Below are 21511 nucleotides of genomic sequence, written 5' to 3'. Positions count from 1 at the left end.
CGACTGGAGTCCGGCCGTCTCACCCATGAATCAAGCCGATCGCTGTAGATCGGGGGGTCTGGCGGGCAGGGGCCGCAATGACAGTTCAGCGCGACGCACAGAAACATTATGGGGAGGAACGTTGACGTCTCCATCGGATATATCACATTTGATAGCCCACAGGAGCCGGAGACTTCGATCGGTTTCGTTTCCCGGCCCCAGATCATACCCGGGGGCTGCCGGAGCGAGATTTTGCCATCAGCGATAGCCCCTGCAGCTCCACGGCCTCCCGGGATACGTGAACGAAGGTGAGAAGAACATGAAACAGAAAAATAGGTCTGGATTATGTGCTGCCGCCCTTGTCGGCCTGCTCCTTGTCTGCGCGGCGGTTGCCCCGGTCGGCGCGGAGGGGCAGTTGATGCTGGAAAACGCGAACATTGTCGGGGGCCGACTCCTGATCGACGAGACCACGGGCACCGACTGCTGCTCCGCGTCGGCCGGTAGATACATAGGCCCCTATATCCCGGGGACAACCTACCGGATCGTCGTGTACTGCGAATACAAGGACGGCAACGACGTAATCGGACAAACGGCCCAATTCAGGCTGCAGGGGCCGGACGGCACCGTGGATACCAGATCCATATGGGACTTCCCGATCTTCAACAACAACTGGGAGGGAACGTTGTCGGTGGATTTCACGCCTGAGGGTCCCGGTACATACCACTGGGAGCTCACGTGCAATGAAGGCGCTCACAGCGCATCGGCGCGCGGAGACCTCGATATTCGGTAGGGATTATCCGGGATGGCGGCAGCTCCTTCCCTCCACCCGTTTTTTCGGACCCCTGCCGCAGGAGCACCGTTCCACCCCTCTCTCCGGTCCTCATCGCCACGGCGATACTCCTGCCGGTGAAGCAGATCCACCGACCGGGACCATCGGGATGCCCTACCCGGAGGTGCTGCCCTTCCTTCCGGCCCTGCCCTTCGCGGCGATCGCGATGCTGTTTGCCGGGCTGAAGACCGGCACCGGCATAGCGTTCGTCCTCCCGGTCACCCCGGTCCTCCCTGCCAGGGCGTGCTCTTGAGAAAGTCTGGAGCACGACCTACCGCAGTTCCTCGATCTTCCATCCCAGGTAGTCCCTGATGACCAGATACGCAAGCTCCGGCGGGATCGCCCCCCGCTCGGTGACGATCAGGTCGATGTACTCTGCGGGCGTCACGTCGAAGGCCGGGTTCCTGACCCGCACGAACGGAAGTCTCTCCGCCTCCCCCCGGGGCAGCACCTCGCCGGGGTCGCGCTCCTCGATCTCGATCTTCTCGCCGAGGATGGTCCGGGGCGCGAACTTGTAGGTCTCTGCCGCGACGATGACGTTCGTCCTCGCCTCGTCTGCGGCGTGCGCAATCTGGGCGGTCCCGATCTTGTTGACCACCGCACCGTTCACCGCGATCGCGTCGGCGCCGACGATGACCAGGTCGACATCGTTGATGAAGTAGCGGACCGCCGAGTCGATGATGTAGTTTGTCCGGATCCCGGCATCGTTCAACGTCCGGATGGTGATCAGCCCCTGGCCCCGCGGCCGCACCTCCGTCGCGTAGACCTCGATCTCCTTGCCCTGCCGGTGCGCCTCGAGGATGCACCCGAGCGCCGCCTCGGAGTTGCAGTGGGTCAGGAGGACGTCGCCGTCGGAGATATGACGTGCCCCGATCTCCGCTATCCGCTCGATCGCGTGCTCCGAGTGATCGACGAACTCCGCTGCCCGTGCAAGGACCGCGTCCCGTGCGGCCTCCACGGACTCAAACGAGTCGAGAGCCCGCATCACGTACCGCACCGCGTTCGGGAGCGAGACGGCGGTCGGGCGGGTCCCGGTGAGGATGTCGGCCGCCCCCTGCATCTCCCGCTTGAACGTCTCGGGGTCGGAAACGTCCAGATTGCGGGCGTAATCAGCCAGCGCCTCCACTGCCGCCCGGGCGATCCTGCCGGCTCCCCGGATCTCCATATTCTTTATGTCTGCTGCCGTCTCATTCAGTAACATAATCATTCATTCAGACGATCGCCACATAGACTTATTGACGTGAGAACAGATGTCGGTAGCCGTTGTTTTTGATAGTGCGGGCACCCTCCTCCGGACTTACCGTGTAGCGCGCGATCTCCTCCACGATGAGATGCTCACCGAGGTCGAGACCACGACCATCACCTTCGGGTCCGAAGCGAGGGTGCTCGTCGTCCTCCACCTCCACTCCCGCGACGTCATCGAGGCGCCACCCGACCAGCTCCTCTCGGCGTTCTTCCTCGAGCGGTCGGTCGGTTTCGGGGTGGCCTGTTCCCGGCGGGTCATCCCCGCCGAAGAGGTCGCAAACCTCCTCTACGCCGACAGACGTGCCCGCGTAGGCGACATGCAGGCCTGTATCCGGCAGGTCTGGAGCTGCTGCAAGAGAGAGTCGATCGTCACCATGAACAGCGGCGTGATCCTGAACATGGATATCCCCGGGATCGAGTTCACGGTGACGACCGGCGGGAGGCCGTTTGACGGTGCGAAAGAGACCATCAGCGAACTGCACCGGATGGGCGTCCCCGCGTACATAGCATCCGGGGACCGCGTGGCGAAGCTCGAACGGATGGGCGACTACCTCGGCATACCCCGGGAACGGGTCTACGGCGTCGCCACCCCCTCGATGAAGGCCCGGATCGTGGAAGATCTCAAAGAGCAGTACGACAAAGTCATCATGGTCGGGGATGCCATCAACGACCTCCACGCATTCAGGAAGGCGGATCTCGCGGTGCTCACCGAACAGCAGTCCGACCGGAAACCCGACATCCTCTATGCCACTGCCGACCGGGTGATCCGCAACGTCAGTGAGGTGCCTGGTATCGTGGCAGAACTCCTTGCGGACACCACGGAGACCGGGGAAAATGCAACAATATAAACCCTAATAAGATACCACGAGAAGATTACTTTAATGAGGAACTCAAGATGACCCCACTCATCACGGTGAAAGACCTCCGCATGGAGTTCAACGGGACCGTTGTACTCAAGGATATACATTTCGAGGTTGCGGAAGGCGAAACGGTCGGCATTATCGGAAGAAGCGGGGCCGGCAAAACCGTTCTTATGCATCTCATGCGGGGTGTGGACCAGCCCCCGACAAGGGGTGCGATCATCTACCATATCGCTGCCTGCAGGAAGTGCGACCACATCGGCGTCCCGAGCGAGGCAGGAAAACCGTGCCCTGCCTGCGGGGGCGAACTCGAGCCCCTGGACGTCGATCTCTGGGCCGAAGAGAATGCGCTGATGAAACGGCGGATCATGCGAAGAACCGCCATCATGTTCCAGCGGACGTTCGCCCTCTACGGTGATGACCGGGTGATCGAGAACGTCCTGCGGGCACTCGACGACATCGGTTACCCCGGGGAGAAGGCGGTCGGCAGGGCCGCCGACCTCATCGACCAGGTCAGGCTCTCCCACCGGATGATGCACATCGCCCGGGACCTCTCCGGCGGCGAGAAGCAGCGGGTGGTGCTCGCCCGGCAGCTCGCGAAGAACCCATTCATGCTCTTTGCGGACGAACCGACCGGGACGCTCGACCCGGAGACCGCCACGCTCGTTCACCGGATGCTCATCGAGAGCGCAGAGAAGAACGATATGGCGATGGTGGTCACGTCGCACTTCTCAAGCGTCATCGAGGACGTCGCGGACAGGGCGATCCTGCTTGAGGACGGGGAGATTAAAGAGATAGGAAACCCGAAAGAGGTCATCCGCCGGTTCATGGAAGACTACAGCGACATCGAGCGCTACCAGCCCGCGGAGGTCGGCGAGAAGATCCTGGTCGCCCGCGACGTGGTCAAGCGCTACCTCTCGGTCGACCGGGGTGTGGTCAGGGCGGTCAACGGCGTCTCTTTCGACGTCGGCGAGCAGGAGATCTTCGGGATCATCGGCAAGAGCGGTGCGGGCAAGACGACCCTCTCGCGGATCATATCCGGGATCCTCGAGCCCACGAGCGGCGAGATGAACGTCCGGATCGGGGACGACTGGGTCGACATGACCAAACCCGGCATCGAGCGCCGGGGACGGGCGAAAGGCTACATCGGCCTCCTCCACCAGGAGTATGACCTCTACCCGCACAGGACGGTGCTTGACAACCTCACCGACGCGATCGGTCTTGAGTTCCCCAAGGAACTTGCGATGAGGAAAGCAATCATCACCCTCGGGATGGCCGGGTTCCCCCCCGAGAAGAGCAAGGAGATCCTCGACCGTTACCCGGGCCAGCTCTCGGAGGGCGAGAAGCACCGGGTGGCACTCGCCCAGGTCCTCATCCGTGAGCCCCTGCTTGTCGTCCTCGATGAACCGACCGGCACGATGGACCCCATCACGAAGATCGATGTGAAACACTCGATCCTCCACGCCCGCGAGGAGATGGACGAGACGTTTATCGTGGTCTCGCACGACATGGAGTTTGTGAGGGACATCTGCGACCGGGTGGCGCTCATGCGGGGCGGCAAGATCATCAAGCTGGGGCCGACGGAGGAGGTGCTCGCTCACCTCACCGAGGATGAACGACGGGTGATGGGGGCTGGCGGCGCTCCTTGAGGTACGGATGATGGAGATCTACCTGGACGGAGAACGTATCGAGGTCCCGGCGGGCACCCGGCTCGGGGAGATCCTCCCCGGACGGGACATGCGGTGCAGCGTCGCCGTCATCCGCCCGGCACTCGGGGAGGCTACGGCCGAGTCGCAGGAGGTCCGGTTCGTCACGTCGGCGGGCGATATGGTCGTCGAGATGGCGGATCCGGCGACGGTCCCGCGGCTTTTTGCGCCCGGGCTTGCCGAACGGCTCCGCCTGCACTGGCAGGACCGCTACGCCGCCGCCTTCGGGCCGTTTGAGTCCGCCGTCCGGCCCGCACGAACGCCGGGGCGGTATGAGCGGGGCGACGTCATCCTCGGGTGCGGCGGCTACGACCCCGCCCGGTCCTACCTGATCTTCGCACGCATGCGGCATACCGCCGACTACGGCGCCCCGGCCGACGGTGGCGTCATCGGCAGGGTCGTCGCCGGCCGGGGGCTGCTCGACCGCATCGCTGAAGGCGACCGGGTCATCGAGGTCGAGCGGATACTCAGGCGTGCCGACCGGTCGCACGCGGTCGTCACCCGTGATGCGGCGCTGGCGCTCGAAGACGGGATGCAGGTCGTCTCCTACGTGGAGGCGGAGGTGCAGGGGTTCGAGGCCGGCGAGGTCGATACCCGGGCCGCCCGGAGCGTCGAGCACTTCCTGCTCTCCGTGCAGGGCGGCCGGTTCAGGGTGGACCGCTCAAGCAGCACCCATATCGCCGATGCACACCTGGTCCCGGCGAAGGTCCCGGCGGAGTTCTCCGGGCCCCGCCTTGAGGGGACCATCACGGTTCGGACCGCCGGAAAATCCTCGGGGGCGGTCTACATCTACACGCAGGGCGTATCGGCAAGCCCGGCCCACACCGTCGTCGGGCGGGTGGTCCACGGCATCGAGCTCGTGCGGTTTGCCGGTGACGGCGATCTCCTTGCCATCCGGGTCGAGCCGGAACAGTTCGACCTGGTCGGTTTCACCCTTGCGGAGGCGGAGGCGGTCGCCGGGCGGCGGGGGGTCACGCTCACCGCCGATGCGGCCGGAGGGGACCGCGTGGTGGTCGGCCAGACACCGGCGACGACGCTTGAGGTGCTCGCGGCCGGGGCGGTCCGGGTCGCAACGGAGCCGGCCGACCACGTCATCAGCATCACCCTCGACGAGGCGGCCGCGCCCCGGTCGGTCACGATCTTCCGCGAGGCGACCGGGCTCAAGCACCACGCCGTCGGGAAGATGCCGCTCGTCTTCCGGTTTGAGGATGTCACTCTCTTCAAACCGAAGATCGGGAAAGGGATCGGGATCATACCGGAGAACACCCCGACGGAGGAGGTCCCGGCGTTCACCCTCGCGATGACGAACGATTCCCGACGGGGGGCCGGCATGGTCGGCATCAGGGCGACCCCAAACGCCGAGTTCGGCCCGACCTCAGAACCCCTCACGGGCACGAACGTCATCGGGAAGGTGCTCGATGCGGGGAACCTTGCCGGGATGCGTGAAGGGGCAACAGTCTACGTGAGAGAGGTGAAGTGAATGGCTGCTTATACCCCGGGCTACGCCGGCACGGTTACGAAGTATGTCTTCGTCGAGTCGCCGGCGATGACCCCGGGCGAGCTCGCGCTCAGGGCGTACGAGGTGTCCGAGGGCGTCCTGATCAAGGAGACCTGTTTCGGGCTGCAGGTGACGGGCCAACCGGAGGCCGTCGACCGGCTCATCGCCGAGATACGCACGTTCGACCCCACCCACATCTTCGTCAAGGACCGCGGGTTCCCGCCCGGCGACCCAAGGCGCTGCCGGGCGAACCTCGGCGGGGCGAGGCCGGGCTACCTCGGCCACGAGCGGGAGTTCCGCATCCTCCGCTACATCACCCGCGGCCTTGAAGAGGTCGAGCGGCGGGGGGAGGAGGCGGAAGTGCCGGAACCGGCGAGCGTCCGCGAGAAGAGACCGGTACTCGATATCAAACGGTTACAAGAACTGATAGAGACAGAGGAGTCCTGAATACAATGGCAAAGGTGTTTATCTACCCTGCAACGAGCCTCATCCTCTCCGACCTTGTGGCCCGGTTCGGCCACAAACCGCTCGGTGCAGCCCTAGGTATCCGTGAGCGGATACAGACCGCCGGGGTTGACTCCCCGCCCCTGCAGATCACGCCCGAAGAGCCGAAACGCGGCTTGAGATACGCGGCCGTCGAGGTGCCGGCCGGCGTCCGGGGACGGATGGCGATCTACGGCCCGCTCATCGAGGAGGCCGAGGCTGCGGTCATCGTCACCGACGCGGACCTCGCGTTCGGGTGCATGGGGTGCGCCCGCACCGACGAACTGATCCTCTTCTCCCTGCGCCAGAGCGGTATCCCGATCCTGGAACTGAAGTACCCCACAAACGATGAAGAGGGCGTCGAGTTCGTTGCCGCCATCAAAAAGTTCCTCGCCGGTCTCGACGATGGAGGTGAAGCGTGAGCCGGAAGGTGCGGATCGCCCAGCTCTCCTGCGGGCCGGAGTACAGCGGCGTCCAGAAGGAGATCTACGATGCCGCCGAGGCGGTGGGCGCGGAGGTCTTCTTCCCCGACATCGCGCTCGCCGACGTCGAGCGGGCGGTCGAGAAGTTCGGCCTCGATGTCCGGAGCGCCGACCTGAAACTGATGATCGCCCGGGGTATGGCGCTCGTGGACGGGAAGGTGGACGCCGACGGCGTCTTCATCGGCACCTGTTTCCGGTGCGCCGAGGCGGCGATCGTCCGAAACGAACTCCGCCGGTACATCCCCGAACACTCAAGGCTGCCGGTGGTGAGTTACTCGTTCACCGAACGGACGACTTCGGGGACCCTCCTCACCAGGATGGAGGCCCTGACCACCATCGCCCGGCGGCGAGCGCTCCTTGCCCGCGAGGAGCAGACCGGGGTCACGATGGGCGTCGACTCGGGTTCGAGCACCACGAAGGCGGTCGTGATGAAGGATAACAAGATCGTCGGCACCGGTTGGCACCCGACGACCGAGGTGATCAAGAGCGCCGAGAGCGCGGTCGCGGACGCGCTCGAGATGGCGGGGCTTACTCGCGACGATATCCAGGCGATCGGGACGACCGGGTACGGGCGGTTCCTGATCGGCAAGCACCTCGGCGCCGACCTGGTCCAGGAGGAACTGACGGTAAACTCGAAAGGCGCCGTCTACCTCGCGGGCCACCAGCGGGGTGCCGCGACCGTCATCGATATCGGCGGCATGGACAACAAGGCGATCAGCGTGATCGACGGTATCCCGGGGACCTTCACGATGGGCGGGATCTGCGCCGGCGCGAGCGGCCGGTTCCTGGAGATGACCGCAAAACGGCTCGGCGTGGACATCACCGAACTCGGCCCCCTTGCCATGAAGGGCATGGGCAAGAACGTCCCGATGAACAGTTACTGCATCGTCTTTGGGACGCAGAGCCTGGTGAACGCCCTCGCCGCCGGGTCCTCGCGGGAGGATGTGGCGGCTGCGGCCTGCCACAGCGTTGCGGAACAGGTCTTTGAGCAGCAGCTGCAGGAGGTCGACATCAAGGAGCCGGTGATCATGGTGGGCGGCACCTCGCTGATCGAGGGGCTGGTCTACGCGATGGGCCAGCTCCTGCAGACCAACGTCGTCGTCCCGCCCTACTCGCAGTACATCGGCGCGGTCGGGTCGGCCCTGCTCGCGTCCGGATTCGTCAAGGGAGAGTAGATGCCCCCGTTGAACTACTTCGTGGTCGAGTCGCCCGATGCGGTCGGGAGAGAGGCCTACGAGCGGATAGCAGGCGACGTCCTCCAGGATCTCGATCTCATCAAGGTGATCGACCGGCTCCACATCTACGTCGACCCGAAGGTGCCGATCTTCGTCGCGGCGGGGTTGCTCCGGCACATGCCGCGGGCTATCCGGGTCAGCAACTTTGCAAACGTCAACATCGGCGAGAAGATGATCGTGCTCGACATCGGCGACGAGACCTACCTTGCACCGCTGCTCCGGCAGCTCTGGGCCCGCTACGGGAAGGAGAACGTCGACCAGCCCGACCGGTTCACCGTCGTCCTCCCGGCGGGGGTTGCCGGGGAGGAGGAGCTCGAGCAGATGGTCGTCGCCGACCCGAGCGAGACGCTCTATAAGGATGTCATCTACGCCCTCCAGTACATCGCCCCCGAGGGGTTCAAGGTCCGCCGCCAGTATATTAAGGACGAGAAGTTTTACTATGTGGCAAGTGAGGATACCCTGCCGGGCGATATCGTGGAGGCGATGGTAAGACCGATCTTTGCAAAGATGGGGGTGACGCTGTGACGACGCTGGTGCCGGTGACCTACAAGGGAGGCGTCTACCGGCACGACGAGATCATGGACCTGATCGACGACCTCGGGGGCTACATCGTGCAGAAGCACGTCATGGCCCAGGACGTCGTGCTCCAGTCGTTCGTGCCGCGGGATGACATCGACCTGATACGGGAGGTTGCAAAACCGCTTGCCGGCGAGGTGGTCGAGGCGCCCCTCGTGGGGACGGAGATCGCCGTGGTCAGCCCGAGCCTGGAGATCCATCATCTCCCGCACACCGCCTGCGATATCGCCGAGTACCTCCGGCGTGCGGGCGCGAAGACGAACATGGTCGGGCTTGCGAGAGGTTTTGGGAAACGGATAGCAAACTTGAACGACGAGGAGCGGGACGTCATCAACGAGCACGATCTCGCCGTCTACGCGCTCGGGAGTTTCGAGGAGTGCATCCGGCAGAAGTTTCCGGTGCTCCGGCGGGGGATCCAGGTGCCGATCGTGGTGACCGGGGCCCCGGACCGCGAGACCCTGGTCCGGGCCATCGACCCGCCCGTCGAGGGCTACGTCGGCGGGGTGGGGAGGATCATGCACCGGTTCAAGCGCCCCGAGGAGCTCGCGAAACTCGACGAACTGGTGGACGAGGTCTCCCGGACCCTGGACGCCCGGCGGGACGCCCTTGCACGGGACCCGCTCTCCGTCTTCCCGCCCCGCCTGATGGCGATCATCGAGGAGCAGCTCCCTGAGGTCAGCATGCTGACGCACCCGACGCCGGTGACCGCCCAGATGGAGGGGCTCCGGGTGAAGCTCCCCTACGACCTCTACGCTGATGATATACGGTCGCTTGCGGTAACCGCCGACGGGGCTGTCACCGTCGGGGATATCGCCGACGTTCTGCCGTCACGGATGCGCAATTACATATTGATACGGATTAAACCCTTCTCAGAGACCAGGATATTGGTGTAGCGATGGATTTTGAGAAGATACTTGCGAGGGTTGCAGAACGGGGGTCGGACGTCATAGCAGGAGAACTCCTCCGGGAGATCGAGAACGAGTACGGCAGGGTCCCCCTGATATTTGAGCGGATGGCAGAACGGCCCGAGATCCTGATCTCGCACCTGCTCTACAAGGGCGCCGTGGTCGAGACCAGCCGGCTCGACCCGAAGACGATCGAGCTGATCAGCCTTGCGGTGGGCGCCGCGCTCAAGTGCAGCCATTGCGTCGAGTATCATATGCAGGCGGCAAAGGCGAAAGGCGCGACCCGGGCCGAGATCCTCGAGGTGATCCTGATCGCAGGCCTGCTTGCGAACTCCGCGGTCCTTGCGGACGCCTACCGGGTGGTGAACGGATCGACCCCGGCCCCCTGCCCCTCCTGCGACATCAACGGCACGGGCCTGGATAAGACCTGTCTGAACGAGTGATCGGGTCCTGGTATGTGCGGGATCGCCGGGCAGGTTGCCCAGAACGGGGGGGAGGCGGATCCGGCACTCGTCCGGGCCATGGCGGAGCGGCTCTCCCACCGCGGCCCTGACGGCGAGGGGGACTTCTTCTCCGGCCCGGTAGGGCTCGCCCACCGCCGTCTCGCGATCATCGATCTTTCCGACGAAGGCCGGCAGCCGATGGCAAACGAGGACGGGTCGCTCCAGATCGTCTTCAACGGCGAGATTTATAACTACCCCGCGCTCCGGGAGGAGCTCATCGCCGCCGGCCACAACTTCGCCACCACGACCGATACGGAGGTGATCCTGCACGCCTACGAGGAGTGGGGGCGGGACTGCCTCGCCCGGTTCAACGGTATGTGGGCGTTCGCCCTCTGGGATGATCGGCGCCGCGAACTCTTCTGCGCCCGGGACCGCCTGGGTGTCAAGCCGTTCTACTACACCACGGCCGGGGAATCGTTCCTCTTTGCCTCGGAGATCAAGGCGCTCCTTGCGCACCCCGGGGTCGGGAGGAGGCCAAACGACCGGATGCTTCTTGCGTTTCTTGCCTGGGGGGTCGCGGACCATACCGCTGAGACGATGTACGACGGCATCCTCCAGCTCCCGCCGGCTCACTTCATCATCGTCTCCGGGGCGGGCACCGGGGAACCGGAGCGTTACTGGGATGTCGTGGTGAACGGTGCCCGGCGAGGGGCCGTCGACGACGAGACTGCTGCCCGGGAGGTCCGGGACCTCCTGACCGACGCGGTCCGGATCAGGCTCCGAAGCGACGTCCCGGTCGGGACCTGCCTCTCGGGGGGGATCGACTCGTCGACGATCACCGCCCTAATCAACGTTCTCCTGCGGACCGAGCACCCGGAGAGCGTCGGCGACCGGCAGAAGACGTTCTCGGTCTGTTTTGACGATCCCCGGTTCGACGAGAGCAGGCATGTCGATACGGTGGTTGCGGCGACGGGGGTCGCAAGCCACCGGGTAACTCCCAGCACTGAGGGGCTCTGGAAGGATATCGGGAGGCTGCTGTATATACAGGACGAGCCGTTTGTGTCGCTCTCGATCTACGCCCAGTACTGCGTGATGCGGCTTGCGAGCAGCGAGGTGAAGGTCGTCCTCGACGGGCAGGGCGCCGACGAGCAGCTTGCCGGGTATATCGCCTACCAGATGCCGTATATCCGGGGGCTCCTCCGCCGGGGGGAGGTGCTTGCAGCCCTCCGGGAGGTCGCCGGGAGCGCGAGGCATCACGGGTCGTTCTTCTCGTGGGCGGCCCGCCAGTCCCGGGTCCGGTCGAAGCGGCGGGGGCTCCTCCGGGGGGACGCGCCGGAGGTCCTCCGGTACGCGGGCTCGCTTGACGAGGTGCTCTCGCAGGAGATCACGGCCACGAACCTCCCCCTCCTGCTGCACTGGGAGGACCGGAACTCGATGGCGTTCTCGATCGAGGCGCGGGTCCCGTTCCTCGACTATCGACTCGTGGAGTACCTCGCAGGGCTCCCGCTCGACCAGAAGATCCGTTGCGGCGTCACGAAGTACGTCCTCCGGCGGGCGATCCGGGGGCTGGTGCCCGACGCCGTCCGGTGCAGGATGGACAAGATGGGGTTCGTCACCCCCGAGGAGGCCTGGATGAAGGACGAACTCCGCCCCCACATCCTTGCCCTCTTCTCATCGCCAACGTTCGCGGCCCGGCCCTACTGGGACGCGGAACGGGTGCTCCGGAACTACCGGGAGTTTCTCGATGGAAAGAACCCTTACTCCACCGAGTTCTGGCGGATAGCCTGCGCAGAGCTCTGGCTTCGCCAATTCGACGGTCGGTGATCGCCTCCTTCCGGCCGGGCCACGCGAGGAACGGCGGACGGGTTCTCCTTTTCGTGCGGCACCACCAGTATCCGCTGCTGCCGCGAAGCCTTTGAGCGGGTGTTCCCCTCCACGGGCGGGACCCTCAATCCCCCCGCTCCTGGGGGCAGACTCCCGCCGCCTCCCGCAGGCGTCTTCCCGCGTAGGCGGCGAGCAGGACCGAGAGGACGCCGGTGATGAAGATGCCGTCGAATATCCCCGCACCCCCGATAGAAAGGACCGTTGCCTTGCTTCCGGCGAGCGCCGCGAGCACTGCAGGATTTGCGAGGTTGAGGATGTCGGCGCCGAGGAGGGTGCCCATAGTCCCGCCCGCGTAGGCAAGCCCGGGGGCGGCACGGCAGCCCCGGGCGAGGAGGAGCCCTGCAGCGGCGCCGGCGAGGGGGGCGACGTAGAACGGCATGGTGATCCCGGTGCCGGGGACGGGCGTTGCGAACGCGTAGGCGACGAGCGAGACGGCGGCGACGGCGGCGAGGGTCTTTAGGCGCGAGACCCGGCCCCTTGCGACCATCTCGGCGGTCACGAAGAGGGGGATGACGGCGCCGCCCACGTTGACCGCGATGACGGTCTCACCGACGGGGATGAGCGGTATGTTGATCAGGCTCCCGAGCAGGGCGCCCGCGGTCACCAGCACCGCCTGGTAGAACCGGAGCCCGATCGACTCAAAGACCCCTTCGCTGATGAGGAGCAGGTTGAAGATGACCAGAGCCGGTATGAGGACGGCAAGAGCGATCAGGACCTGGTCCGGGCTGAAGGGTACCGGGAGGATCGCTATCGCGGGGAACTCGTTCATCATGGGTCGGGTACACCGGTTGGCCCCACATATTAAATAGTTTGATCCAGCGGTGCGGGCCTTTTCGGGCCGCCATCCAACCTCCGGGCCGGGGAGCGGCGCCGGCAGGCCTCCCTGGCCCGGGTCCTCTCCCCCCGCCTGAATATGCGATTGAGTGGTTTTACGCCAAAAAGGACGTTTGAAGGAATATAAAAATCTTAAACGGCCTATTTTATATCCGTTTATAAATAGATATATTCATATTGGGATAGTTAAAATATTATTATCGAGCAATTCCTTCCCCGAATCGGGTAACGGAAACCTGATAGCAGAGCTCCTGGCGATATCCCGCCGGAGGGCCGCCGTCCCGGAATACCGGGTGACACCCGGGCGATGTGTGGTCGAAGCCGATTCAGTTCTGCCTGACTGGCCGTATTGTGTGGAGGTGCATGACTGCCTTTACCGTTGAGGATCTGATCCGGCGCCTGGAGCGCCTTCAGGCGCGAGGCCCTATCCCGTTTGACGTGAAGAGCGGAGAGATCCTGGGAATCCTCTGCACCTCTGGCCAGGGCCGGCGGACCCTGGTTGCCATCCTCACGACGATGCTCTTCCCGGTCCCGGAGTTTGCCGAACGCTCACCGCTTGCGATCCTCGGGAACCTCGGGGATGTGCGGCGGAGGATGGGCATCGTCCTCCCGGAACCGGTCCTCGACCCCGCGCTGACCGCGAGGGAGAATCTGGACTTCCATGCACGGCTGCACGGTCTCGGCGACGGGGTCAGGCGGAGGAGGATCGCCGAGATCATCGGGCTCTTCGACCTCTCCGGGAGCCTGGATGCCGCGGTTGCGGCCTGTCCTCCCGCCATGATGCGGCGTCTCGAGATCGCCCGGGCGTATCTTGTGCACCCTTCCGTCCTCTTTCTTGCCGAGCCGACGAAGGGGCTGGACGGGCCCGGCCGCCGGGAGATCTGGGATATGCTCCAGCGGCTGAACCAGGAGCGGAACCTGACGATCGTCCTGACGACCGAGAGCCTGGAAGAAGCGGGGGCGATCTGCCACCGGGCCGCCGTGGTCGACGGCCGGGAGGTTGTGGCCCTGGATACGCCGGACATCCTCTGTGCGGTGATAGGCATCGATGGTACGCCGCTCCGGTTTGACGATACCGCCTGAGGCGGCCGGGCGGGGGGATGATGAGCTGCCCGGGGGACCAAAACTCCTTTATCCCGGCGGCCGTGACATGAATGTATGATCGAGGTTAATCCTCCGCTCCTGCTCCTGCTTGCCGTCGGCAGCACCGTCGCGGCCGTGTTCATCGCCGGCTGCACCGGCGGCGGCTCAAAAGAGCCGGGCGCGATCATCCGGACCGTACCCCCCGCCGAGGCGTCCGCCCTGATCGAAGAGATGGGGCAGGACCCGAAGGTTACCGCCATCGACGTCAGGAGGCCGGACGAGTTCGCCGGCGGGCATATCCCGGGTGCGATCAACATCGACTCCAGGTACTTTGCGGAGCGTCTCGGGGATCTCGACCGGAACGGGGCCTACGTCATCTGCTGCCAGCGGGGCGGGCGGAGCGCCGCCGTCCGGGAGCTGATGCGGGATGCTGGGTTCCGCGAGGTCTACGAGGTCGAGGGCGGGATGAGCGCCTGGACGGCCGCCGGGCTCCCGGTGACGCGGGAATGAGCCGCACCGGGCGCTCTCATCTACAAGGGCACCTGTTCCGGGGCGAATGAGGGGGAAGGACTCCCTTCACCGCAGAGTGGGGACGGCGTCGGCCCGGTAGGACGAGATCCGGACGGTCTGACGGGTGAAAGGTGACAAGAGTGGTCGTCGCCCGGCGGGTCGTGGCACCTGAGCTGGCAGTAGTAGGGCTCGCCGGCGTTGTCCCTCTTACCGCACATCCGGCCGGCCCGAAACGACCACGGGCGGGACCTGATCCTGTCCAGCAACGCCTGGTATGCGGGGCCGGGGCTGCCGCGGATCCCGTAGTCGATCCGGCCGGGATCGTGGGGTTTGTCACCCTCGTCCCGGACGACGGTCGCGGCCCCCTCTCGCTCCAGGGGTATCGTCCAGCGCGCTATCGCTCCAGCATCCCTGCGCAACCCTCTCATAGCGAAGATATTCTACGGCAAGGGCGGTCCCGATCAGCGAGGATCGCTCACGGATGACTCATGCCGGAGCCCGCCCCCCCACTCTCGTAGACGAGGGTGTTGTAGCGGTACTGGAAGATGTAGATTGGCGGGGATGCCGCGAGCAGGAGGATGGGCAGCAGTAAAAACCCCATAATGCCCGCGACGAGCCCGGCAAGGCTCGCGACGGTGACGACGGAGAAGGCCAGGAACATCACGAAGAACCCGAGGACGATCTGGAGGATCACCTGGGAGAGGATATACGGCCCCCAGCCGATCCCGTGGATCTGGCCGAGGACGGCAGGGATGTTGAACGCTTCCCGTAACGACCCGGCCTTCGCAAACCGCACCGCAGCCATCTGCACCACGAGCCAGATGAGGATGAAGAGGACGAACGAGACAAGAGCGACGCCCGCGGTCACAAAGCCGTTCGCCGCGATGCCGGCCCCTCCCATCAGGGCCGCCGGGACAAGGAGCATGAACCCGACGTAGACGAGGTATACAGCCAGCAGCTTCAGGCCGTCGAGAAAGAGCCTGCCCCAGCCGCCAGGGTCCGGCGCCGGCGCGTCCCCCTGCATGATGCGGACGAAGTAGCCGTACATGAGCGGGAATACGACGATGCAGGCCATGAGCTGGAGCCACCGGAGCCATCTCCCCCAGAGGACGTTCTTTGTATAATCAAACGAGTCTTCGAGTACTCTCTCGTAGTTCACGGACGTTGTGCCACCCCGGACCCCCGGTCTTATGAAGCTCGTCCCGTACCGGGCCGCGAGCCCGGTGAGCCGTCATAGCAGGTATATCGGCTGACGAGCGTCTTGAACGCTTCGGTCCCGCCCGAGAGCCTTCCTGGGCGCTCCGTTGCGGACCCCGCCGGACCCGGGTTTTACCCCGGCCCCCGCCGCACCCGCGACTCCCCGAACAGGTACCCGGCATACGGGACCCCCGCCGCCGCCCGCACCACCCCGTAACTCACCGCCGCCGCCACCACGAAGAGCACCGGGTAGGTCGCCACGTCCGCCCACGTCAACCCCGTAAGGAAGGTCCAGGCCGCCGCGCCGGCCGCGATGACGAGCGGGTGGATGAGGTAGATCCCGAACGAGTGCGCCCCAAACGACCGAAACCCCTCCGCGAGGCGGCCGCCGGCATCCTCCAGCAGCCAGGCCGCGAGGACGAGCGCGGCGATGACCGGGACGTAGTAGAACGGCTCGATGAGCCGGTAGACGCAGAAGACGCCGAGCGTTGCGCCGGCAAACCCGCCCGAGAGGTACATGGTCGCGGCCCACATCCCCCCGGTGAGCAGGGCCCCCGCACCCGCCGCGGCGACGACCCATGCCGGGGAGAGCGACCGGAGCGTCGAGCGGAACCGGTCCGTATGCCGGGCGACGTGGATCCCGAGCACGAAGTAGAAGAGGTGCGACGGAAAGAGGCGGATCAGCACCGCGTACCACCCCGCGCCCGCAAACGCCCCGGTGGCATGGGCGCCCATGTTCCAGAGGATCTGGACGAAGAGGAGGGCGAGGATGAGGAAGAGCGCCGCCCCGGCCCGGTCGAAGCGGTCGTAGCCCCCGGCGATCAGGGGGTAGAGGAGGTAGAGCTGGATGATCACGACGAAGAACCAGAGGTGGTAGGCGGCGGTCCCCATGAGGAGAGCGCTCCCCACCACCCCGGGAGCGGGCACGCCGGCAAACTCCATCGCCCCCTCCACGACGAACGGGAGGTAGAGGGCGGAGAAGAAGAGGTACGGGGGGAGGATCGTCCGGGCCCGGCGCCGGTAGTAGGCCGGGACCCGGTAGCCTTCCTGGTACCGGGCCGCGAGCACCCAGCCCGATATGAAGACGAAGACCGGCACCGCGAAGTGGGCGGCGATGTAGACGAAGATCCCGAGGAGGGCAGGCAGCCCCGCCCCCGGGATCCGGGTGAAGTTCATGGAGACGTGGACCGCGATCACGGCGAGGGCCGCAAACCCCCGCAGGTACTCGACCTCCAAAAACCAGACCACCGCGACCACACCTCGCGCGAGAATAGTGCGAGGCCGGTGCTTATGAACCCCTCGTCCACCGGGACGCCCCCTCCTGCGGGAGAGTGGCGGGCCGGGGCACTGTGAACTACCGCAACGATTCTCAATCACCGGCACTCTCAACGGAGGAGATCATCGATCGTGTTTCGCACGGTTTTTTTCGGGTATCGCCATGTACTATCCCTGTTCCCGGAGGGCGGGGGCTTTGAGGAGGAACGTACGGGTATCCACCTGCGGGGAGGGGGAAACCCCCCCCGGTCCCCCCCCATGGTGATATCCTCACGGTCCACTCCATGGGGAGAGGCGGGAGGAGAACCGGATACGGCTTCCCACCGGCTATCGCGAGCACTGCCCCTTCCTGCGGGCGGGGGCGGGGAGGAGCGTGAAGCGCGGGCGGGTGGGGGTGCTGGAGAGGAACTTTTGGGTGACATTTTGCCCGGGCACGGTTTTTTCCCCCTCACCCGGTCCCCACCCCCCGTGGCGATAGCCACCACGGTCCACTGCACGGTGAGATCCCGGACAAGAACCGGATACGGCCTTCCTCCGGGATATTAGCCTGACTGTCCCCGCCCCGGGCAGGGTGGGGGGACGGAGGGGTGCGCTATGGGTGGGATGGGATGAAGGCCAGATATGGTCTGTTTGTTTGGGATCGATGCACTACCTCCTGCTTATGTACGGGGTCTTCCGGCTCATGCCGCCCCTCCACCCCGCAGAGATAATATCATGCCGCACCACCTACCTGAGAGTGAGTCCATGCAGTACTCGGAAGGGCAGGTCGGCCGGGTCTTTACGGTCAGGGTCGACGACGGGGAGGATCTCATCAGGGAGATCCGGCGGTTTGTAGCGGCGATGAACATCCAGAGCGGGATGGTCCACTTCCTCGGCGCCGTCCGGACCGCGACGCTGGTGACGGGGCCAAAAGAGCCGGTCGTGCCGCCGGTGCCGCGGCGCGAGGAGATCTTCGGGGGCTGGGAACTCCTCGGGTTCGCGACGATCCATCCCGGGGAGGACGGGCCGTCCCTCCACATCCACACCGCGGCAGGGAGGGGAATACGGTCGCTCGCCGGATGCCTCCGCGAGAAGGCGGAGGTCTACATCGTCGTCGAGGCGATCGTCACGGAGTTCGTCGGGATCTCCGCGCGAAGGCTCCCGGACGAGAAGACCGGCGTCGACCTGCCGGTCTTTGACCGGATACTCCCATGAACGGGCAGCCGGAGTTCCTCCCCATGACGGTGGAGGAGGCGGATCGGCTCGGCATCGACCGGTTCGACGTCATCCTCATCTCCGGCGACGCCTACGTCGACCACCCCTCCTTCGGGACAGCGATCATCGGCCGGGTCCTCCGGGACGCCGGCTACTCGGTCGGCGTCATCGCCCAGCCCGACTGGCACAGCGACGCCGACTTCCGGCGCCTGGGCGAACCCCGCCTCTTCTTCTCGGTCTCGGCCGGGAACGTCGATTCACTGGTGAACGCCTTCACGCCGAACCTGAAGCGCCGGAGTTCGGACGTCTACTCGCCCGGCGGCAGGCTCCTCCGGCCCGACCGGGCGACCCTCGTCTACACCGACCGGGTCCACGCCCTCTTCCCGAAGACGCCCGTCGTCATCGGCGGAATCGAGGCGAGCCTCCGGCGGTTCGCCCACTACGACTACTGGTCGGACTCGGTCCGGCAGTCCATCCTCGCGGACGCCCCCGCCGACCTCCTCGTCTTCGGCATGGGCGAGCGCCAGGTGGTCGCGATCGCGGACCGCCTCGCCGCCGGCGAGAGCGCGGGCTCGCTCACCAATATCCCCGGCACCGCCTGCCGGGTCGACCTGAAGACCTGGCGGAGCATGGACCAGGCCGGATACGTCGTCCTCCCCGGCTACGCGGAGGTGAAGGAGGACCGCTACGCCTACGCACGGGCGTTCGCCCTCCACTACAACGAGCAGGACCCCCTCCGGGGCCGCAGGGTGGCGCAGCCGCACCCAAAGACCGTCGTCATCCAGAACCCGCCGGCGATGCCGCTATCGGGCGACGAACTCGACCGGGTCTACGAACTTCCCTACGCGCGGAGGGCCCACCCCTCCTACACCGAGCCCATCCCGGCCCTCGAACCGGTCCGGTTCTCGGTCGTCAGCCACCGGGGGTGTTTTGGGGCCTGCTCGTTCTGCGCCCTCACCCACCACCAGGGAAGGATCATCCAGAGCCGGAGCATCGACTCGATCGTCCGCGAGGTGGAGCGGATGGCGAAGATGCCGGAGTTTACGGGCGTCGTCCAGGACGTCGGCGGGCCGACAGCGAACATGTACGCCATCCACTGCGGCCGGTGGGAGACCGCCGGCACCTGCCCGGACCGCCGCTGCATCGACTGCCCCGCGCTTGACCGGAGCCACACCGAGCAACTCCGCCTGCTCCGGCGTCTTTCGGAGATCCCCGGGGTGAAACGGGTCTTCATCGCCTCAGGCATCCGCTACGACCTGATCGGCCTGGGGGACGAAGAGTACCTCTCCCGCATCTCTGCCGACCACGTCTCCGGGCACCTCAAGGTCGCTCCCGAGCACGTCTCGGCGCGGGTCACGGCCTGCATGGGAAAACCTCCCCGCGCGGTCTTCGACGCCTTCCGGGAACGGTTCGAGGCCCTCCAGCAGGGGAAACGGAAACGGCAGTACCTCGTCCCCTACCTCATGTCCGGCCACCCGGGCTGCCGGATGGAGGATATGGTCGAACTCGCGGAGTACGTCCGGGACACCGGCCTTTACACCGAACAGGTCCAGGATTTCACACCGACGCCGATGAGCATATCGACGACCATCTACCACACCGGGCTCGACCCCTTCACCCTCGAGGAGGTCTACATCCCGAAAGGCCGGGAGAAACGGATCCAGCGGGCGCTCATGCACTACCGGGACCCGGCGAACTACGCTCTCGTCCGTGAAGGGCTCCACGCGGCCGGGAGGGAGGACCTGATCGGGAGCGCGTGGAAGTGCCTCGTCCCGGCGAGGGGAAGGAAGCGGAGGCTCTGAGGCTCACCCCCCGAGGATCGAACCCGCGGCGAACCCGGCGGCGGCCGCGAGAACCCGGTTCGGGATGCAGGGGATCACGAGCATCGTCACCGCAAGGGAGGCCGCGACGTTGGGTGCCGTCCCCGGGGTGAAGGCGGCGTCGAGCATCCGCATCGTGCCGGAACGCCAGCCCCGGGGAAGGGGCGGAGCGGGCAGCGCGAACCTCTCCGCGAGGTCGTCTGCCGCCCTCATCGCCGTCGATCGCCACTCGTCTCTCTGTGCTGCACCGCGCCGTCTGCAGGTCATGGTCGCCGGTATGACCCCGGGTACTACTTATTCCTATGGCCGGCAAGCTGCACCCGGACCCGGCGCATGAAGTTCTGGTGGCAGAAGGGGCAGAGGGCCTCAAGGTTCCCGGGCGTGCGGGCCCCGCCGCAGATCGCCGGCGGCCGGAGGTCGAAATGCGTGGAACCGGCGGTGAGCGGGGCGTTGCACCCGGCGCACCGGTGGCACTGCCGCTCGAGGACGGCAGACCGGGCCTCGTCCGTGAGGTGCGCTCCCCCGGCAGGCACCGCCGCCTCTCTTCTCTGTTCGGTCGTCACGCGGAGTGAGTATACATCCCGGGTGATAAACGTTGGGGGCGGCAGGCGGCGGATAGCCGGACTGCGCGGTCCCGGGAGACGGCGGTGCCGGCGATCCGGGAGGGGGGGCGGTGCGCCCCGCAGTCCGGCCCCGGGATGAGGAAGAGGGCGCAAAAACAAGATTTTCCCACAGAATAAAGGGAAAACCTCTTCTCCCGTGACAAAAAATGCATCAGCATGCAGTATGAGATCACCGGGGATAACCTCCAGATGGTGACCCTCCGCCTCGCCCCCGGCGAGAGCGTCTGCGCCGAGGCAGGCGCCATGGTCAACATGAGCGGGAACATGCAGATGACGACTAACATGAAGGGCGGGCTCTTCAAGGGCCTCAAACGGATGGTGACCGGCGAAGGCCTCTTCATGACCGCGTTCACCCCGCAGGGCGCCGGAGGGTTCGTCTCGTTTGCCGGGAACGTCCCGGGGAAGATCTTTGCGCTTGATCTTGCAGGAGGCGAGTTCATCGCCCAGAAAGACGCCTTCCTCTGCTCCGAAGAGAGCGTCGACCTTGATATCGCGTTCACGAAACGCCTCCGGTCGGGCGCCTTCGGCGGCGAGGGGTTCATCCTCCAGCGCCTCTCCGGCCGGGGGACGGCGTTCCTCCACTGCTGCGGTGACATCATGGAGATGACCCTTGCGCCCGGCGAGGTGGTCCGGGTGGAGACGGGCCTCGTCGTCGGGTTCGAGAGCACCGTCGACTACAGCATCGCGCTCGCCGGCGGCGTGAAGACTGTCCTCTTCGGCGGGGAAGGGCTCTTCCTGACCACGCTGACCGGGCCGGGCAAGGTCGTCCTCCAGTCGATGGACGTCGCAAAACTCGCAAGCGCCCTGATGCCCTACCTCCCCGTCCAGAGCAACTCGTCGGGACGGTAAC

General features: G+C 65.7%; 24 protein-coding genes. 17 read left to right on the top strand and 7 right to left on the bottom strand.

Annotated features, from left to right (window positions below; genetic code table 11):
- The first annotated feature begins 298 nt into the window (after positions 1 to 298).
- Together QZ408_RS05725 and QZ408_RS05720 are read left to right on the top strand one after the other, a co-directional pair.
- Positions 299 to 769: a hypothetical protein gene (locus QZ408_RS05725; protein WP_292490260.1), complete on the top strand. Its 471-nt coding sequence runs from the start codon at positions 299 to 301 to the stop codon at positions 767 to 769.
- Positions 770 to 917: 148 nt separating this feature from the next.
- A complete protein-coding gene (locus QZ408_RS05720) occupies positions 918 to 1061 on the top strand; it encodes a hypothetical protein (protein ID WP_292490259.1) in 144 nt (47 codons plus the stop codon).
- Between the two features lie 18 nt (positions 1062 to 1079).
- Here the strand turns inward: QZ408_RS05720 and QZ408_RS05715 are convergent, their stop codons facing one another.
- Positions 1080 to 2009, bottom strand: a complete 930-nt coding sequence (locus QZ408_RS05715; protein WP_292490258.1) for a ribose 1,5-bisphosphate isomerase — start codon at positions 2007 to 2009, stop codon at positions 1080 to 1082.
- Positions 2010 to 2058: 49 nt separating this feature from the next.
- Between QZ408_RS05715 and QZ408_RS05710 the strand changes: the two genes are divergently transcribed.
- From QZ408_RS05710 to asnB, 10 genes are read left to right on the top strand one after another with little or no spacing between them, the layout of a single operon-like run.
- Positions 2059 to 2901 (top strand): HAD family hydrolase, encoded by an 843-nt coding sequence (locus QZ408_RS05710; protein ID WP_292490257.1) that lies wholly within the window; start codon positions 2059 to 2061, stop codon positions 2899 to 2901.
- A 47-nt stretch (positions 2902 to 2948) separates the two neighbouring features.
- Positions 2949 to 4562 carry a methyl coenzyme M reductase system, component A2 gene (gene atwA, locus QZ408_RS05705; protein WP_292490256.1) on the top strand — a complete coding sequence of 538 codons (1614 nt, stop codon included), beginning with the start codon at positions 2949 to 2951 and terminating at the stop codon, positions 4560 to 4562.
- 7 nt (positions 4563 to 4569) lie between these two features.
- Complete coding sequence (locus QZ408_RS05700) at positions 4570 to 6099, top strand: methanogenesis marker 3 protein (protein ID WP_365995630.1); 1530 nt, start codon at positions 4570 to 4572, stop codon at positions 6097 to 6099.
- Complete coding sequence (locus QZ408_RS05695; RefSeq protein WP_292490255.1) at positions 6100 to 6564, top strand: methanogenesis marker 6 protein; 465 nt, start codon at positions 6100 to 6102, stop codon at positions 6562 to 6564. It begins immediately after the preceding gene.
- A 5-nt stretch (positions 6565 to 6569) separates the two neighbouring features.
- On the top strand, positions 6570 to 7022 hold the full coding sequence (locus QZ408_RS05690) for a methanogenesis marker 5 protein (RefSeq protein ID WP_292490254.1): 453 nt from the start codon (positions 6570 to 6572) through the stop codon (positions 7020 to 7022).
- A complete protein-coding gene (locus QZ408_RS05685; protein ID WP_292490253.1) occupies positions 7019 to 8257 on the top strand; it encodes a methanogenesis marker 15 protein in 1239 nt (412 codons plus the stop codon). Before QZ408_RS05690 ends, QZ408_RS05685 begins: the two co-directional genes overlap by 4 nt.
- A complete protein-coding gene (locus QZ408_RS05680) occupies positions 8258 to 8842 on the top strand; it encodes a methanogenesis marker 17 protein (RefSeq protein ID WP_292490252.1) in 585 nt (194 codons plus the stop codon).
- Positions 8839 to 9786, top strand: coding sequence for a methanogenesis marker 7 protein (locus QZ408_RS05675; RefSeq protein ID WP_292490251.1), 948 nt, complete (start codon positions 8839 to 8841; stop codon positions 9784 to 9786). Before QZ408_RS05680 ends, QZ408_RS05675 begins: the two co-directional genes overlap by 4 nt.
- Before the next feature lie 2 nt (positions 9787 to 9788).
- Positions 9789 to 10241 carry a carboxymuconolactone decarboxylase family protein gene (locus tag QZ408_RS05670; protein ID WP_292490250.1) on the top strand — a complete coding sequence of 151 codons (453 nt, stop codon included), beginning with the start codon at positions 9789 to 9791 and terminating at the stop codon, positions 10239 to 10241.
- 12 nt (positions 10242 to 10253) lie between these two features.
- Positions 10254 to 12065: an asparagine synthase (glutamine-hydrolyzing) gene (asnB, locus tag QZ408_RS05665; RefSeq protein WP_292490249.1), complete on the top strand. Its 1812-nt coding sequence runs from the start codon at positions 10254 to 10256 to the stop codon at positions 12063 to 12065.
- 124 nt (positions 12066 to 12189) lie between these two features.
- Here the strand turns inward: asnB and QZ408_RS05660 are convergent, their stop codons facing one another.
- Positions 12190 to 12897, bottom strand: a complete 708-nt coding sequence (locus QZ408_RS05660) for a DUF1614 domain-containing protein (RefSeq protein ID WP_292490248.1) — start codon at positions 12895 to 12897, stop codon at positions 12190 to 12192.
- Between the two features lie 425 nt (positions 12898 to 13322).
- Between QZ408_RS05660 and QZ408_RS05655 the strand changes: the two genes are divergently transcribed.
- Both QZ408_RS05655 and QZ408_RS05650 read left to right on the top strand, forming a co-directional pair.
- Positions 13323 to 14042 carry an ATP-binding cassette domain-containing protein gene (locus tag QZ408_RS05655; RefSeq protein WP_292490247.1) on the top strand — a complete coding sequence of 240 codons (720 nt, stop codon included), beginning with the start codon at positions 13323 to 13325 and terminating at the stop codon, positions 14040 to 14042.
- Positions 14043 to 14117: 75 nt separating this feature from the next.
- Complete coding sequence (locus tag QZ408_RS05650) at positions 14118 to 14552, top strand: rhodanese-like domain-containing protein (protein WP_292490246.1); 435 nt, start codon at positions 14118 to 14120, stop codon at positions 14550 to 14552.
- Between the two features lie 20 nt (positions 14553 to 14572).
- Here the strand turns inward: QZ408_RS05650 and QZ408_RS05645 are convergent, their stop codons facing one another.
- The 3 genes from QZ408_RS05645 to QZ408_RS05635 form a co-directional block, all read right to left on the bottom strand.
- Complete coding sequence (locus QZ408_RS05645; RefSeq protein WP_292490245.1) at positions 14573 to 14980, bottom strand: hypothetical protein; 408 nt, start codon at positions 14978 to 14980, stop codon at positions 14573 to 14575.
- Positions 14981 to 15027: 47 nt separating this feature from the next.
- A complete protein-coding gene (locus tag QZ408_RS05640; protein WP_292490244.1) occupies positions 15028 to 15711 on the bottom strand; it encodes a DUF4013 domain-containing protein in 684 nt (227 codons plus the stop codon).
- A 170-nt stretch (positions 15712 to 15881) separates the two neighbouring features.
- Entirely contained in the window at positions 15882 to 16997 is a 1116-nt protein-coding gene (locus tag QZ408_RS05635) for an acyltransferase (protein WP_292490243.1), read from the bottom strand.
- Between the two features lie 771 nt (positions 16998 to 17768).
- Here QZ408_RS05635 and QZ408_RS05630 point away from each other — a divergent pair.
- Positions 17769 to 18218, top strand: coding sequence for a DUF296 domain-containing protein (locus QZ408_RS05630; RefSeq protein WP_292490242.1), 450 nt, complete (start codon positions 17769 to 17771; stop codon positions 18216 to 18218).
- Entirely contained in the window at positions 18215 to 20020 is a 1806-nt protein-coding gene (locus QZ408_RS05625) for a YgiQ family radical SAM protein (RefSeq protein WP_292490241.1), read from the top strand. Before QZ408_RS05630 ends, QZ408_RS05625 begins: the two co-directional genes overlap by 4 nt.
- Before the next feature lie 3 nt (positions 20021 to 20023).
- On the opposite strand, the gene QZ408_RS05620 is transcribed toward QZ408_RS05625, so the two are convergent.
- Together QZ408_RS05620 and QZ408_RS05615 are read right to left on the bottom strand one after the other, a co-directional pair.
- Positions 20024 to 20305, bottom strand: coding sequence for a hypothetical protein (locus QZ408_RS05620; RefSeq protein ID WP_292490240.1), 282 nt, complete (start codon positions 20303 to 20305; stop codon positions 20024 to 20026).
- A 23-nt stretch (positions 20306 to 20328) separates the two neighbouring features.
- Positions 20329 to 20601: an HNH endonuclease gene (locus tag QZ408_RS05615; RefSeq protein WP_292490239.1), complete on the bottom strand. Its 273-nt coding sequence runs from the start codon at positions 20599 to 20601 to the stop codon at positions 20329 to 20331.
- A 216-nt stretch (positions 20602 to 20817) separates the two neighbouring features.
- On the opposite strand from QZ408_RS05615, the gene QZ408_RS05610 reads away from it, so the two are divergent.
- On the top strand, positions 20818 to 21510 hold the full coding sequence (locus QZ408_RS05610; RefSeq protein WP_292490238.1) for a TIGR00266 family protein: 693 nt from the start codon (positions 20818 to 20820) through the stop codon (positions 21508 to 21510).
- Position 21511 lies beyond the last annotated feature (1 nt).

Origin of the sequence: Methanoculleus sp. 10 (assembly GCF_913757945.1) — an archaeon.
GTDB lineage: Archaea > Halobacteriota > Methanomicrobia > Methanomicrobiales > Methanoculleaceae > Methanoculleus.
Note: the sequence above shows the minus strand (reverse complement) of the source record. Positions and strands in the feature narration are given on the sequence as shown.

Coding starts and splice junctions, on each gene's coding strand:
- QZ408_RS05645 (WP_292490245.1), bottom strand. CDS start 14,980: ATGAGAGGGTTGCGCAGGGATGCTGGAGCGATAGCGCGCTGGACGATA.
- QZ408_RS05670 (WP_292490250.1), top strand. CDS start 9,789: ATGGATTTTGAGAAGATACTTGCGAGGGTTGCAGAACGGGGGTCGGAC.
- QZ408_RS05650 (WP_292490246.1), top strand. CDS start 14,118: ATGATCGAGGTTAATCCTCCGCTCCTGCTCCTGCTTGCCGTCGGCAGC.
- QZ408_RS05680 (WP_292490252.1), top strand. CDS start 8,258: ATGCCCCCGTTGAACTACTTCGTGGTCGAGTCGCCCGATGCGGTCGGG.
- QZ408_RS05715 (WP_292490258.1), bottom strand. CDS start 2,009: ATGTTACTGAATGAGACGGCAGCAGACATAAAGAATATGGAGATCCGG.
- QZ408_RS05710 (WP_292490257.1), top strand. CDS start 2,059: ATGTCGGTAGCCGTTGTTTTTGATAGTGCGGGCACCCTCCTCCGGACT.
- QZ408_RS05725 (WP_292490260.1), top strand. CDS start 299: ATGAAACAGAAAAATAGGTCTGGATTATGTGCTGCCGCCCTTGTCGGC.
- atwA (WP_292490256.1), top strand. CDS start 2,949: ATGACCCCACTCATCACGGTGAAAGACCTCCGCATGGAGTTCAACGGG.
- QZ408_RS05625 (WP_292490241.1), top strand. CDS start 18,215: ATGAACGGGCAGCCGGAGTTCCTCCCCATGACGGTGGAGGAGGCGGAT.
- asnB (WP_292490249.1), top strand. CDS start 10,254: ATGTGCGGGATCGCCGGGCAGGTTGCCCAGAACGGGGGGGAGGCGGAT.
- QZ408_RS05695 (WP_292490255.1), top strand. CDS start 6,100: ATGGCTGCTTATACCCCGGGCTACGCCGGCACGGTTACGAAGTATGTC.
- QZ408_RS05610 (WP_292490238.1), top strand. CDS start 20,818: ATGCAGTATGAGATCACCGGGGATAACCTCCAGATGGTGACCCTCCGC.
- QZ408_RS05620 (WP_292490240.1), bottom strand. CDS start 20,305: ATGACCTGCAGACGGCGCGGTGCAGCACAGAGAGACGAGTGGCGATCG.
- QZ408_RS05700 (WP_365995630.1), top strand. CDS start 4,570: ATGATGGAGATCTACCTGGACGGAGAACGTATCGAGGTCCCGGCGGGC.
- QZ408_RS05660 (WP_292490248.1), bottom strand. CDS start 12,897: ATGATGAACGAGTTCCCCGCGATAGCGATCCTCCCGGTACCCTTCAGC.
- QZ408_RS05630 (WP_292490242.1), top strand. CDS start 17,769: ATGCAGTACTCGGAAGGGCAGGTCGGCCGGGTCTTTACGGTCAGGGTC.
- QZ408_RS05655 (WP_292490247.1), top strand. CDS start 13,323: ATGACTGCCTTTACCGTTGAGGATCTGATCCGGCGCCTGGAGCGCCTT.
- QZ408_RS05690 (WP_292490254.1), top strand. CDS start 6,570: ATGGCAAAGGTGTTTATCTACCCTGCAACGAGCCTCATCCTCTCCGAC.
- QZ408_RS05720 (WP_292490259.1), top strand. CDS start 918: ATGCCCTACCCGGAGGTGCTGCCCTTCCTTCCGGCCCTGCCCTTCGCG.